Genomic DNA, 14,082 nt, shown 5'->3' with positions numbered 1-14,082 from the left:
AGAAGGAGCCTGACATGATCCAGTGGCAAGATTTACACCATAGCGAGCTGACGACCTTTTCCCTGTACGCGCTGCTCAAACTGCGCTGCGAAGTATTCGTTGTTGAACAAACCTGCCCCTACCAGGACATCGATGGCGATGACCTGGTAGGGGAAAACCGTCATATTCTGGGCTGGAAAGATAACGAACTGGTCGCGTATGCGAGGATTCTGAAAAGCGAAGACGAACTTGAGCCGGTGGTGATTGGCCGCGTCATCATCAGCGGCAGCGCGCGTGGCGAAAAGCTCGGTTATCGCTTAATGGAACAAACGCTGGCGGCCTGCGAAAAACAGTGGCCAGACAAGGCGTTATACCTGGGCGCTCAGGCGCATCTTCAGTCATTCTATGCGCACTTCGGGTTCGCTCCGGTGACGGATGTGTATGACGAAGACGGCATTGCGCATATCGGGATGGCGCGAGAAACGAAACAGGCGTAATGGGGTGTCGTTGTCTATAGTTAGCGGACTGGTGTACTAACATGGAGAAAAAAATGTCTTTTCATTCCTGGGAGACCCGTATCGACGACGACCTGGCTTTACTGAGCGAAACGCTGGAAGAGGTGTTACGTTCTTCGGGCGACCCCGCCGATCAGAAGTATATCGAGCTGAAAGAGCGTGCCGAGCAGGCATTGCGTGACGTGCAGTCCCGCGTCAGTCAGGCTTCTGATACCTACTACTACCGCGCCAAACGCGCGGTGTATCGTACCGATGATTATGTGCATGAAAAACCCTGGCACGGCATCGGCGTTGGCGCTGCGGCGGGGCTGGTGTTAGGGCTGCTGCTGGCGCGTCGTTAAGAGGTTGATGCAGACGGTAAACCACTCCCTATACGTGGGTACTGCTATTTATTATCAGTACCCCGTATAATGTGGGGTTTTAACAGGGAGAGGTTCGCGTGCAATCGATTTTCATCGCGCTGGAACGTCTGCGTGACCAGCTTGCGCAAGCACTACCGGCTACGCCCGGTTTACGTCATTTCGATGTCTCTTTCCCGCTAAATGATGCCTTTGATCCCCTGGCCTGGCTTGGCTCCCAGGCGTGTTATCCCCAATTCTACTGGCAACAACGTAACGGCGATGAAGAGCTGGCCGCGCTGGGTGCGGTCGTGCATTTTTCATCTCTGGCGTTGGCATCACAGTTTTTAAAAGCCTGTGACGCGCCGGATACCACCCGAATCTGCGGGCTTAATGCCTTCAACCCGGAGCAGGGCAGCCTGTTTTTGCCGCGCCTGCTGTGGTTACGCAATGCGGGAATCGCCACATTACGCCTGCATCTGTGGAGTGCCACTTCCCTTCAGGATGATGCGCGTCAGGCGCTGGACTTTTTACAGCAGTTGGGTGAAACCCGACCGATCCCCGCACTTTCGCTTCAGGTTCTGCGGGAGACGCATCACCCCGACAAACCTGAATGGCTGCGCCTTGTCAGGCTTGCAACACAGACTATTGCGCACGGCGATTTTGAAAAAGTGGTGCTCGCCCGGGCGACAGACTTGCAGTGTAACCAGCCCGTTAATGCCATCGCACTAATGGCCGCCAGCCGGGCGCTGAATTTACATTGCTATCATTTCTGCATGGTGTTTGACGCCAGTAACGCGTTTCTGGGCTCCACGCCTGAACGTTTGTGGCGACGCCGTGGCGAACTGTTACGCACCGAGGCGCTGGCCGGGACGGTTGCCAGCCATACTGAAGATAAACAGGCGAAGCGGCTTGGCGACTGGCTGATGAATGACGACAAAAACCAGCGCGAAAATATGCTGGTGGTAGAAGATATCTGCCAGCGTCTGCAACATCACACCCGGACGCTGGAGGTTCTGCCCGCACAGATTGTACGCCTGCGTAAGGTGCAGCATTTGCGTCGATGCATCTGGACTGCGCTAAAACATACCGATGACGAGCAATGTCTGAACGTCCTGCAACCGACCGCCGCCGTGGCGGGGTTACCGCGTCAGGCGGCGCGTGAGTTTATCGAAAATAACGAACCGTTCGACAGAGAGTGGTATGCCGGATCTGCCGGGTATTTATCTCCCGGACAAAGTGAGTTTTGTGTGGCGCTCCGCTCTGCACGGCTGCAAAACGACGCGCTGAGGCTGTACGCCGGGGCCGGAATTGTTAGCGGCTCTGACCCGGAGCAAGAGTGGCTGGAGATAGAAAATAAAGCCGCAGGGTTGCGCACTCTGCTCCTTAGGGATTAATACTGAGTCACGCATTCCCGATTCATATCAAAATTCCATCTTTTTCTATTATTTATACTGTGTCGCAATATTGATACCGGACAATCTCATGTCAGTAAGTTCTTTTAACCGACGCTGGGCGACGGTGATCCTTGAAGCCCTGACCCGCCATGGCGTCAGGCACGTGTGTATTGCACCCGGTTCCCGCTCTACGCCGCTGACCCTTGCGGCAGCTGAAAACCGGACGTTTATTCATCACACCCATTTTGATGAGCGTGGTTTAGGTCATCTGGCGCTGGGGCTGGCAAAAGTCAGCAAAGAACCCGTGGCGATGATTGTCACGTCCGGCACGGCGGTGGCTAACCTCTATCCGGCCATTATTGAAGCCGGTTTAACCGGTGAAAAATTAATCCTGCTGACCGCAGACCGCCCGCCAGAGCTTATCGACTGTGGTGCCAATCAGGCTATTCGTCAGCCGGGCATTTTTGCGTCCCATCCTTCGCATAGTATTTCCTTGCCGCGCCCAACTCAGGACATCCCGGCAAGCTGGCTGGTATCGACGCTCGATCACGCGATGGGCTCTTTGCGCGGTGGGGCATTGCATATCAACTGTCCGTTTGCCGAGCCGCTGTATGGCGAACTGGATGACACAGGGCTTGACTGGCAACAGACGCTTGGCGACTGGTGGAACAGCGAAAAAACCTGGCTGCGCGAACAGACTCATCTTGAAAGCGCGAAGCAGCGCGACTGGTTCTTCTGGCGGCAAAAGCGCGGCGTGGTGATTGCCGGGCGCATGAGCGCGGCGGAAGGGCGGCAGGTGGCTGAATGGGCGCAAACCCTCGGCTGGCCGCTGATTGGCGATGTCCTTTCACAAACCGGGCAGCCGTTGCCGTGCGCCGACCTCTGGCTGGGTAATGCGAAAGCGGTAACCGAGCTGGCACAGGCGCAAATTGTCGTCCAGATTGGCTCAAGCCTAACGGGAAAACGCGTCCTGCAGTGGCAGGCCACCTGCGAGCCGGAAGAGTACTGGCTGGTGGATCCGCTGGAAGGGCGGCTCGACCCGGCGCATCATCGCGGTCGTCGTCTGGTCAGCAGTATTGATGCCTGGCTGGAACTCCACCCCGCAGAAAAACGTAAACCCTGGGCGGTGGAGATCCCTGAGCTTTCGCGCCAGGCGTGGGAGTTAACCAAATCTCAGTGCGAAACCTTCGGCGAAGCCGGGCTTGCCCATCGCATTCGTCAGTATCTGCCAGAGCAGGGGCAGCTGTTCGTCGGTAATAGCCTGGTGGTGCGCCTGATTGATGCATTCTCTAAGCTGCCTGCCGGATACCCGGTGTACAGTAACCGTGGCGCGAGCGGGATTGACGGGCTTATCTCTACGGCGGCAGGCGTGCAGCGCGCCAGCGCCAAATCTACCCTGGCGGTGGTGGGCGATCTCTCTGCACTTTACGATCTTAACGCGCTGGCGTTGTTGCGCCAGGCTTCGGCTCCGTTTGTGCTGATTGTGGTGAACAACAATGGCGGGCAGATTTTCTCGTTACTGCCCACGCCGCACAGTGAGCGCGAGCAGTTCTATCTGATGCCGCAGAATGTGCAGTTTGAACACGCAGCGGCGATGTTCAGCCTGAAATATCACCGCCCGGAAAACTGGTCAGAGCTGGAAACCGCGCTGAGCAGCGCATGGCGTCAGCCTGGTGCCACGCTGATTGAGCTGGTGGTGAATGATTCTGCCGGGGCGCAGCAGCTGCAAAGCCTGCTGGCACAGGTAAGCCACCTGTGATCCTTGCGGGTGTGCAGCAGGCCGGAAAGCCAGGAACGCCCTGGCTGGTCTTTTTGCACGGTTTTTCCGGTGATAACCGCGAGTGGCAGGTCGTTGGGGGAGCGCTGAGCGACTCTCCCCGGTTGTATCTTGATCTGCCTGGACACGGAGGGTCAGCGCATCTTTCCGTTTCTGGTTTTGAAGCGGTTAACGCGTTACTGGAAAATACCCTTCTTAGTTACAACATACTTAACTACTGGCTGGTGGGGTACTCGCTCGGCGGCCGCATTGCGATGTTCCATGCGGCTCAGCAACCGCCGGGGCTGTGTGGGTTGATTGTCGAAGGTGGGCACCCGGGGCTGCGAAATGCCGAAGAACGCACTGCCCGACGCCAGTCCGACGGGCGCTGGGCAACGCGCTTTCGCCAGCAGCCGCTCGAGTCTGTTTTTGCCGACTGGTACCAGCAGCCTGTTTTTGCGTCCCTCACGGATGCGCAACGTCACGACCTGATTATGCTGCGCAGCCAGAATAGCGGTGCGCACCTGGCGGATATGCTTGAGGCAACCTCGCTTGCCGCTCAGCCCGATTTGCGTGCGGCACTTCGCGCCCGCAATCTCCCTTTTCACTATTTATATGGTGAACGTGATGAAAAGTTTGCCGCCATCGCGCGCGAACTGGATGCCGTTTGCCATGTGATCCCTAATGCCGGACACAACGCCCACCGGGAAAACCCGGCCGCAGTTGCCGCGAGTCTGGCTCAGATACTGCGTCTTCGAATAAAGGACTCTCTATGATCTATCCTGATGAACAAATGCTCTATGCACCGGTTGAATGGCAAGACTGCTCCGAAGGCTACACCGACATTCGTTACCATAAATCCGCTGACGGCATTGCCAAAATCACGATTAACCGCCCGCAGGTGCGTAACGCGTTCCGTCCGCTGACCGTCAAAGAGATGATTCAGGCGCTGGCCGATGCGCGCTATGACGACAACATCGGGGTGATCGTTCTGACTGGCGAAGGCGACAAAGCATTCTGCTCCGGTGGCGATCAGAAAGTGCGTGGCGACTACGGCGGATATCAGGATGATGCAGGCACGCATCACCTGAACGTGCTCGATTTCCAGCGTCAGATCCGCACCTGCCCGAAACCGGTTGTTGCGATGGTGGCAGGTTACTCCATCGGTGGTGGCCACGTGCTGCACATGATGTGTGACCTGACCATTGCCGCTGAAAACGCCATCTTCGGCCAGACTGGCCCGAAAGTCGGTTCCTTCGATGGAGGCTGGGGCGCATCCTATATGGCGCGCATCGTTGGGCAGAAAAAAGCCCGTGAGATCTGGTTCCTGTGCCGTCAGTACAATGCTCAGGAAGCGCTGGATATGGGGCTGGTTAACACCGTTGTGCCGATCGCTGACCTCGAAAAAGAAACAGTACGCTGGTGTCGCGAGATGCTGCAAAACAGCCCAATGGCGCTGCGCTGCCTGAAGGCCGCACTTAACGCCGACTGCGACGGCCAGGCCGGTTTGCAGGAGCTGGCGGGTAACGCCACCATGCTGTTCTACATGACCGAAGAAGGTCAGGAAGGACGCAACGCGTTTAACGAAAAACGCCAGCCAGACTTCAGCAAATACAAACGGAATCCATAATGCGTCGCGCGCAGGTTTACCGCTGGCAGATACCCATGGACGCGGGCGTGGTGCTGCGTGAACGGCGGTTAAAAACCCGTGACGGATTTTTCGTTTACTTACAGCAGGGCGACCAGCACGGGTGGGGCGAAGTGTCTCCGCTGCCGGGCTTTAGCCTGGAGTCGCTGGACGACGCTCAGGCCGCGGTAATGGCCTGGGCGAACGAATGGCGTGCGGGAGCTGATCCCGCGTTGCCTGACGTGCCTTCTGCGGCGTTCGGGATAAGCTGCGCGCTGGCAGAGCTTGACGGCAGTCTGCCTGCCGAAGCAGATTACCGCGCAGCACCGCTGTGTACCGGCGATCCTGATGAACTGTTTGCGCTGCTCTCGGCCATGCCGGGTGAGAAAGTGGCGAAAATAAAAGTCGGGTTATACGAAGCGGTGCGTGACGGAATGGTGGCTAACCTGTTGCTGGAGGCCATCCCCGATTTGCGTCTGCGTCTGGATGCCAATCGCACCTGGACTCCGCTCAAGGCGCAGCAGTTTGCGAAGTACGTCAATCCGGCGTATCGCGACCGTATCGCCTTTCTGGAAGAGCCGTGTAAAACCCGTGACGATTCGCTAGCCTTTGCCCTGGATACGGGGATCGCGATTGCCTGGGATGAAAGCCTGCGCGAGCCGGATTTTGTGTTTGCGGCGGAACCGGGTGTCAGTGCGGTGGTCATTAAACCCACGCTGACCGGTAGCCTGGAAAAAGTGCGCGAGCAGGTTTCTGCGGCACACGCTCTGGGAATGACGGCGGTGATCAGCTCGTCGATTGAATCCAGCCTTGGCCTGACGCAACTGGCGCGCATTGCCGCATGGTTAACGCCTCGCACCGTTCCCGGGCTGGATACGTTAAACCTGATGCAGGCGCAGCTTATCCGCCAGTGGCCAGGCAGCACGCTGCCGTGCCTGGGGGTTGAGGCGCTGGAGCCGTTGCGATGAGTTTTACCGACTGGCCATGGCGGCACTGGCGTGCGCAATTTGCTGATAAACCGGCGCTGCGCCTGGATGACAGCATCCTCAGCTGGGCGATGTTGTGCGCGCGCATCGATCGTCTTGCCGCCGGGTTTTATCAGCAAGGGGTGCAAGAGGGCGATGGCGTCATGCTGCTCGCCCATAACCATCCTCAGACGTTACTGGCATGGCTGGCGTTGCTGCAATGCGGCGCCCGTATCCTGCCCGTAAATCCGCAGTTGCCGCGCCCACTGCTGGATGTGTTGATCCCACAGATGACGCTTCGCTTTTCGCTGGTGCTGGATGCAACCTATGACGGACTCCCGCCACTGCGAATGGAGGATCGGTCCGGTGACGATGCGGTGATGTGGCAGCCTGAGCGTCTGGCTTCCATGACGCTGACGTCTGGCTCCACCGGGTTACCCAAAGCGGCAGTGCATACCTGCGCTGCACATCTTGCCAGTGCGCGTGGCGTGTTGTCGTTAATGCCCTATGGCGAAGAGGATGACTGGCTGCTTTCGCTGCCGCTTTTCCATGTTTCCGGTCAGGGGATCTTGTGGCGCTGGCTGCTTTCGGGAGCGCGCTTAACCGTGCGTGAAAAGCAGCCGCTTGAGCAGGCATTGCAGGGATGTACTCATGCTTCGCTGGTGCCCACACAGCTCTGGCGCTTGCTCAATGTTCCGCATCATATTGCGCTGAAAGCGGTCTTACTCGGCGGGGCGGCAATCCCTGTCGAACTGACGCACCAGGCGCGTGAGCAGGGGATCCGCACATTTTGCGGCTACGGCCTGACCGAATTTGCCTCAACGGTATGTGCCAAAGAGGCGGACGGTGAGCCGGATGTCGGTGTCGCGCTGCCGGGCAGGGAGGTGCAGGTCGTTGAAGGCGAAGTCTGGATCAGGGCGCAGAGTATGGCCGCAGGCTACTGGCGAGACGGTGCGCTGATCCCGCTCACCAACGATCAGGGCTGGTTTGCTACCCGCGATCGTGGAGAGTTGCATAACGGCGTCCTGACCATTCTTGGGCGTATGGATAATCTCTTTTTCAGCGGCGGCGAAGGGGTTCAGCCGGAATCCCTGGAGCGCGTTATCGCTACCCACCCGCAGATAAGCCAGGTGTTTGTTGTCCCGCTGGATGACGCCGAATTTGGCCAGCGTCCGGTGGCGGTAGTGGAATGTGAGCCGGGTACGGATATCACGCTTTTCCCTGACTGGATCAGAGATAAGCTGGCGCGTTTCCAGCAGCCTGTGCGCTGGCTGGCGTTGCCGGCGGAACTCAAAAATGGCGGCATTAAGGTTTCGCGCCGTGCGTTGCAGCAGTGGGTTAATGCAACGCTGAAGGGAAAGCCGTACCTGCCGGAGTATCAAATAGTTACAAACTTCTTGTCTGGCGCACGCAGAGTGCTTGATCCCTGAGAGACTCAGGTTAAAATCTCGCGGTTTTGGGACATCTCTAATTAAACGGTGTGGGATCACGACAATGAAAAAAGTGGCATTACTGGGCCTGAGCGGCCTTATTTTTGTTTCTGCGGCGGCTAACGCCATCAGCTTCAATGGCTCGGCGGGTCAGGATTATACCCACCTGGGCTTTGGCCTGGGCACGGAAACTTCCGGCCTGGCAATGACCGGCGGCTGGACACATAACGACGACGATGGCGATGCGGCAAGCCTCGGCCTGGGTCTGAACATTCCTCTGGGGCCATTCCTGGCGACCGTAGGCGGCAAAGGCATTTACACCAATCCAAATGATGGTGATGAAGGCTATGCGGCGGCAGTCGGTGGTGGTTTGCAGTGGAAAATCGGTGACAGCTTCGGCCTGTTCGGCGAGTACTACTACTCCCCGGATTCGCTTTCCAGCGGCATTGATAGTTATGAAGAAGCCAACGCCGGTGCGCGCTGGACTATCATGCGTCCGATCACGATCGAAGCAGGCTACCGTTACCTGAATCTGGCCGGTAAAGATGGCAATCGCGACAACGCCCTGGCCGATGGCCCGTATGTGGGTGTCAGCGCAGGCTTCTAATCTCTTCGGCGCGGTGTTCTGCCGCGCCAGTTTCTCTTCCCACCCATCCTCATTGCGCTATAGTATTTTGACCATAGAAGTGGGAGAACACAATGATAAACGTGGAAATGTTATCCACTGGGGACGAAGTGCTGCATGGACAAATTATTGATACCAATGCTGCCTGGCTGGCCGATTTATTCTTTGAGCAAGGATTACCGTTAACGCGTCGCAATACGGTGGGCGACAATCTTGAGTCGCTGGTGAATATTCTGCGCGAACGCAGTGAACACGCCGATGTGCTGATCGTGAATGGCGGGCTTGGCCCCACCAGTGATGATTTAAGCGCGCTGGCCGCCGCCACGGCCAAAGGTGAAGGTCTGGTGATGCATGAAGAGTGGCTCGCTCAGATGGAGCGCTTCTTTACCGAACGCGGCAGAGTCATGGCTCCGAGCAACCGCAAGCAGGCTGAAATTCCCGCCAGCGCCGAGCTGGTCGATAATCCGGTAGGCACCGCCTGCGGATTCGCCATCAAACTGAACCGCTGCCTGATGTTCTTCACCCCGGGTGTCCCTTCTGAATTTAAAGTGATGGTGGAGCAGCAAATTCTGCCGCGCCTGCGCGAGCGTTTTACGCTGCCTGAACCGCCGCTGTGCCTGCGCCTGACCACTTTTGGCCGCTCTGAAAGCGATCTGGCGCAAAGCCTTGATCACCTGCAACTGCCACCTGGCGTGTCGATGGGCTACCGCTCCTCAATACCGATTATCGAGCTCAAACTGACAGGGCCGGCAACGCAAAAAGCGGCCATGCTGGCGCTGTGGCCAGAAGTGCAGCGCGTGGCAGGTGAAAGCCTGATTTTTGAAGGGACGGAAGGGCTGCCCGCGCAAATTGCCCGCAATCTGCAATCCCGTCAGTTGAGCGTCACCTTAAGCGAACAGTTCACCGGCGGATTGCTGGCATTGCAGCTTTCCAGGGCCGAAGCACCGCTGCTCGCCAGCGAGGTTGTACCGTTCCAGCAAGAGACGCTGGCGCAAACCGCGTACTGGGCGTCTGAGCGCAGGGTGAATCATTTTGCCGGACTGGCGCTTGCCATCGGCGGGGTTGACGATGACCACCTTAACTTTGCGCTCGCCACCCCGGAAGGGACACACGCGCTGCGGGTGAGAATGAGCATTACCCGCCACAGTTTAGCCGTGCGTCAGGAGGTGTCCGCCATGATGGCGCTGAACATGCTGCGCCGCTGGCTGAACGGAAAAGAGGTGGCCAGCGAACACGGCTGGATTAACGTTGTCGAGTCGATGTTTATCGGGTAATCCCTTTGCCGGGGTGATCGTACCCCGGCATGACTTACCCCAGAGCCTTCGCCAGCAAGGTGATAGGGTGTTCACAACGTTTGCTGGTGGACATCTCAATCTGCCATTTACAGGTTTCGCAGTCGGTCACCACCAAATCCGCACCACTTTCTTCAATCTGGCGGAACAAAGGCGCCCCAATCGCCTGCGATGTTGCGTAGTTTTCACTTTTAAAGCCGTAGGTTCCCGCGATACCACAGCAACGTGAATCCAGTACCGTCAGCTCCAGCCCGGGGATCAGGCGCAACAGTTCGAGCGTGTAGAGCGACCAGCCCATTTTTTCCATGTGACAAGGAGTGTGATAGACCACTTTCAGCGGCAATTTGCCCAGCGGCAGGGTCTGCCCGCTATCGAGCTTGCGCCACAGAAAACGGGTTGCCAGTTCGATGTGTTCACGCAGGCCGCTGTTATCCACATCCAGCACGTGCGGATACTCATCGCGTAGCGTAAAAGTACAGGTGGATGAGGTCGCCAGCACCGGAATACCTTTGTCGATAATCGCCTCGCGCAGCGACGTGACATTGCTTTTGGCCTGCTTACGCGCTTTATCGGTAAAACCATTGGCTATCAACGGTACGCCACAGCACTTCTCTTTGCTCAGCAGTTGCACGCCGGTGCCCATCGCATTCAGTACTTTCAGCAGATCTTTCCCCAGCTGCGGATGGTTGTAATTCACGAAGCAACCGTGAAAGAAGGCCACCTGTTCGGCAAACTGTGCCTGTTCTGCCGCGACCGATTTGTACCAGCGCCGGAACGTGCCGTGGGAATATTTCGGCAGGCTGCGATGGTGATCGATCTTAAGCGTGGCATCCAGCAACTGGCGTACCGGTTTGAGTGATGTGGCGGCATTCACCAGCGGAGCGAAAGGCGTTGAGACACTGCCCATCAGATCGGTATGGCTGAGGATCGCATCGCGCAGCGTGGGCTTTTGCTGGCTGTAGCGCGCCCGTGCCCGCTGAATGATATCGCCAATTTTAACATCTGACGGGCAGGCCACTTCACACCGTTTACAGTTGATGCAGTACTTCAGCGCTTCATCGTACAGTGCGCCATCTTTCAGGCGCAGGCGTTCGCCGTCCGGCCCGGCCTGCTTTGGCCCTGGATAGGCAGGATTAACACCGCTTACCGGGCAAACCGTGGTGCAGACCGTACATTTAATGCAGCTTTCAAAATGGGTGTCGTTCATTGTTCCGCCTCCGCGCGCTGGCAAATCTGTTCTGCAACACTGAGCGCCGTGATGGCACAAACACCGCCGCCACAGCCCTGAGCGATGGGATCGTAGCCGCCCAGAATGGAGCCAATGGCGTAGAGATTGTCGATGGACGTGCCCGCCAGTCGCGGGCGCAGGGTACTATCAACAATAACGCCGAACTGCTGCCAGGGCTGCGGAGTGAAGAAATCGCTCTGATACCAGTCGGCACGGGATGTGCTTTGCCGGACGTCCAGCCCCAGAATGGCCTCGCGGATGCCGGTGCGGCTGCTTAACAACCCATTGCTGAAGAAACTACCGCTGGCGAGCACCGCAAAACGGGTGCGCAGGGGAATATCAGCATGGTTTCGGGTCCAGATCTCACTGACAGCGCCCTCTGTGAGAGTGATATTTTTTACCTCATCTCCTGCCATCCAGATACCGCCCTGGGCGATGAACTGGCGTTGTAGCTGGTTATGCAGCCGAATGCCGGGCACCGACGGTGGCAGCGTGGGGAGTAAACCGACAGAACATGTAAGACGATCTGACAGCCAGCGCCAGAGCCGGTTGTCCGTTAAGCCAAAGCAGGCGGGCATAAACAGGGTGTCGTACTTTTTGCTGAGCGGTTTTAGCGCTTCGAACAGCAGCGGCCATTTGTCTTCGTTATCAAGCAGTCGGGCGATGTTGACTGCCCGAAATTCGCTTGGGTTTTCCCGCAGAACATCCAGTTCAGGGAGCTCAATTTCTGCCGTGTCGGCACTGATACCCAACTGGTTAAGCGAGGCCGCAGCAAGATGCGGCTGGAAATCGAGAAAACCGCTGATGCCCACCACCAGCACGTGTCTGGCTTTAAAGGGGGCGACCGGAACCTCTTCCGGGCTAAGCCAGGCGCTACGCAGTGTGCCGAGCGGCGTCACCCGCTGGTGGTTGAATTGCGCGCTGCCTTGCAAACGTGCACCGCAGGCCGTCAGCAGGGTTTCGGTTTGATGGGCAAAACGGGCAACATTTTGTGCGCCGACCTGGGAATAAGGATGTTCAGAGGGTAGATAATCAAGGGCTTTTAGCGGTGCGTCGACAGGTGAGCCGTCAGGCAGCGCGCCCAGCAGATCCAGAGAGCCTGAAGAGAAGTGCAGGGCACTTTGGCCGCGCGTAATGATCGCACAGCGCAGACCCTGCTGTGTCAGCCGGATACCGCAAAGCACACCGGCCAGCCCGCCGCCGACGATAACCGTATCAAATTTCATCGTGTTGTTCCTTCTCCAGACCGCAAAGCCCCTGGTAGACCCAGCGGGTGAATTCGCTTTCGCGCAGGGCATCGCCCCAGGCAACAGGCTGAATGCCTTTCCAGCGTTCGTTTAAAAAATCGCTGAGCTGAGCAAGCGACTGGGTTGAGGTGGTGGCGTGAAAACGTTGCAGCAGCCCGGCCGCGCGGCAGGCGCACAGCTCGCCCTGACAGGTCCCCATGCCGACGCGCGTGCGGCGGCGTAAATCTAGCAGGTTATTCACCGTCAGATTTTCAACGGCGTACTGCACTTCACCTGCGGTTACGGCCTCGCACTCGCACACCAGGCTTCGGCTAAGACGTCCCTCACCGAGCCATGCTGGTGTGCGGTCACCGTGGCGATAGACCGCAGAACCACGCAGCGGCGCGGGCAGTGAGATGATTTTTTGCAGCGTTTTTTCCGTGGATTGCTGTGATCCTGGGAGGGGCTTCTCTGCGGTTACGCAGGGTTCGGTATTGCCCAGTTTGCGACACACGGCGTCTGTGGCCCACTGTGCCATCAGACGGTAGGTCATCAATTTACCGCCGGTGATAGTGATAAACCCTTCCATGCCGTCGCGCTCTGCGTGATCGAGCAACACAATGCCACGGCTGACGTTACGTCCGCTGGGATCGTTATCGCTGGCAACCAGCGGGCGTACACCTGCATAAGCACGAAGAATACGGGTGTGAGCCATCACCGGCGCCAGTTTTTCCCCTTCGCGCAGCAGAATATCGACCTCTTCGGCGGTCACCCGATTGTAATCAATTTCACTGTAGTCAACGTGGGTTGAAGTGGTGCCAATCAACGAGATAGTGTCACCCGGCACCAGGATATCGGCGTCAGACGGTTTACGGCAGCGGTTAATGACATGGTTATTGATGCGGTGATCGAGGATCAGCAGCGAGCCTTTGGCCGGGAACATGCGGATGGATAAGTCGGCGTATTCTGCAATGCGCTGCCCCCAGATCCCCGCCGCATTGACCACCACGGGCGCATACAGCTCGCTGTATTCATTATATTGCGGGTCAAACACCCGCACACCGCACACGGTATCTCCCTTGCGGATAAGCCCGGTGACTTCATGCCCGGTCAGGATGCGGGCGCCATGCTCACGGGCATCCAGCATATTAGCGGCCGCGAGACGAAACGGGTCAACGGTGCCGTCAGGGACTTTAACGGCACCCATCAGCGCCGGATTTACAGAAGGCTCAATGCGGCGTGCCAGCGCGGGATCTATAGCTTCGGCGTGAATACCCGCGGCGGTACAGGCCGTAATAAAGGTGTGCTGGAACGCGAGATCATCTTCGGGAAGGGTGATGAAAAGACCATCGGTCGGTTCAATACAATGACGGGCGATGCGTTTGAGGATCTGGTTTTCGGCAATACACTCGCGTGCGGATTCACCGTCTGTGACGGCATAACGTGCGCCGCTGTGCAGCAAACCATGATTGCGCCCGGTTGCGCCGGTGGCGATATCGTGGCGCTCCAGCAGCGTGACCTTTAACCCTCGCAGGGCGCAGTCGCGTGCGATACCGGCACCGGTTGCCCCGCCGCCAATGATAATCACATCGCTATAGCGGGGATCGTGAATTGTCATTGTCTTCCCTCATGTTCGTTTTTTTACCATTTAGCCACATCAATTCTGTGGTTTGTTTGATTTCGAACATAATCGAGCAAAATACG

Annotated in this window: 12 protein-coding genes and 1 pseudogene; 10 read left to right on the top strand and 3 right to left on the bottom strand. The window is 57.6% G+C overall.

Going from position 1 to position 14,082, the window contains the following annotated elements; genetic code table 11:
- The first annotated feature begins 14 nt into the window (after positions 1-14).
- The 10 genes and pseudogenes from F3J30_RS05260 to F3J30_RS05215 all read left to right on the top strand — a co-directional run bounded on the left by F3J30_RS05260 (position 15) and on the right by F3J30_RS05215 (position 9,906).
- Positions 15-476, top strand: a complete 462-nt coding sequence (locus F3J30_RS05260) for a GNAT family N-acetyltransferase (protein WP_014071097.1) — start codon at positions 15-17, stop codon at positions 474-476.
- 53 nt (positions 477-529) lie between these two features.
- On the top strand, positions 530-835 hold the full coding sequence (elaB, locus tag F3J30_RS05255; protein ID WP_014071096.1) for a stress response protein ElaB: 306 nt from the start codon (positions 530-532) through the stop codon (positions 833-835).
- Between the two features lie 98 nt (positions 836-933).
- Positions 934-2,229 carry an isochorismate synthase MenF gene (gene menF / locus F3J30_RS05250; protein WP_166716409.1) on the top strand — a complete coding sequence of 432 codons (1,296 nt, stop codon included), beginning with the start codon at positions 934-936 and terminating at the stop codon, positions 2,227-2,229.
- An 88-nt stretch (positions 2,230-2,317) separates the two neighbouring features.
- Positions 2,318-3,988: a 2-succinyl-5-enolpyruvyl-6-hydroxy-3-cyclohexene-1-carboxylic-acid synthase gene (menD, locus tag F3J30_RS05245; protein WP_166716406.1), complete on the top strand. Its 1,671-nt coding sequence runs from the start codon at positions 2,318-2,320 to the stop codon at positions 3,986-3,988.
- Positions 3,985-4,761, top strand: coding sequence for a 2-succinyl-6-hydroxy-2,4-cyclohexadiene-1-carboxylate synthase (gene menH / locus F3J30_RS05240; RefSeq protein ID WP_166716404.1), 777 nt, complete (start codon positions 3,985-3,987; stop codon positions 4,759-4,761). The genes menD and menH overlap by 4 nt, the downstream gene beginning before the upstream one ends.
- Positions 4,758-5,615, top strand: coding sequence for a 1,4-dihydroxy-2-naphthoyl-CoA synthase (menB, locus tag F3J30_RS05235; RefSeq protein ID WP_014071092.1), 858 nt, complete (start codon positions 4,758-4,760; stop codon positions 5,613-5,615). Before menH ends, menB begins: the two co-directional genes overlap by 4 nt.
- Positions 5,615-6,580 (top strand): o-succinylbenzoate synthase, encoded by a 966-nt coding sequence (menC, locus tag F3J30_RS05230; protein ID WP_166716401.1) that lies wholly within the window; start codon positions 5,615-5,617, stop codon positions 6,578-6,580. Before menB ends, menC begins: the two co-directional genes overlap by 1 nt.
- Positions 6,577-7,935 (top strand): annotated as a pseudogene (gene menE / locus F3J30_RS05225) (o-succinylbenzoate--CoA ligase); the annotation flags it as partial. The gene menC and the pseudogene menE, both read left to right, overlap by 4 nt.
- 136 nt (positions 7,936-8,071) lie before the next feature.
- Complete coding sequence (locus tag F3J30_RS05220; RefSeq protein ID WP_166716395.1) at positions 8,072-8,614, top strand: YfaZ family outer membrane protein; 543 nt, start codon at positions 8,072-8,074, stop codon at positions 8,612-8,614.
- A gap of 92 nt (positions 8,615-8,706) precedes the next feature.
- Complete coding sequence (locus F3J30_RS05215) at positions 8,707-9,906, top strand: nicotinamide mononucleotide deamidase-related protein YfaY (RefSeq protein ID WP_166716392.1); 1,200 nt, start codon at positions 8,707-8,709, stop codon at positions 9,904-9,906.
- A gap of 34 nt (positions 9,907-9,940) precedes the next feature.
- Here the strand turns inward: F3J30_RS05215 and glpC are convergent, their stop codons facing one another.
- From glpC to glpA, 3 genes are read right to left on the bottom strand one after another with little or no spacing between them, the layout of a single operon-like run.
- Positions 9,941-11,131: an anaerobic glycerol-3-phosphate dehydrogenase subunit GlpC gene (glpC, locus tag F3J30_RS05210; RefSeq protein WP_014071087.1), complete on the bottom strand. Its 1,191-nt coding sequence runs from the start codon at positions 11,129-11,131 to the stop codon at positions 9,941-9,943.
- Positions 11,128-12,378 (bottom strand): glycerol-3-phosphate dehydrogenase subunit GlpB, encoded by a 1,251-nt coding sequence (glpB, locus tag F3J30_RS05205; protein ID WP_166716388.1) that lies wholly within the window; start codon positions 12,376-12,378, stop codon positions 11,128-11,130. The genes glpC and glpB overlap by 4 nt, the downstream gene beginning before the upstream one ends.
- A complete protein-coding gene (glpA, locus tag F3J30_RS05200; RefSeq protein ID WP_166716386.1) occupies positions 12,368-13,996 on the bottom strand; it encodes an anaerobic glycerol-3-phosphate dehydrogenase subunit A in 1,629 nt (542 codons plus the stop codon). Before glpA ends, glpB begins: the two co-directional genes overlap by 11 nt.
- Positions 13,997-14,082: the final 86 nt, after the last annotated feature.

This window comes from Enterobacter sp. Tr-810, assembly GCF_011752765.1.
GTDB lineage: Bacteria > Pseudomonadota > Gammaproteobacteria > Enterobacterales > Enterobacteriaceae > Enterobacter > Enterobacter soli.
Note: the sequence above shows the minus strand (reverse complement) of the source record. Positions and strands in the feature narration are given on the sequence as shown.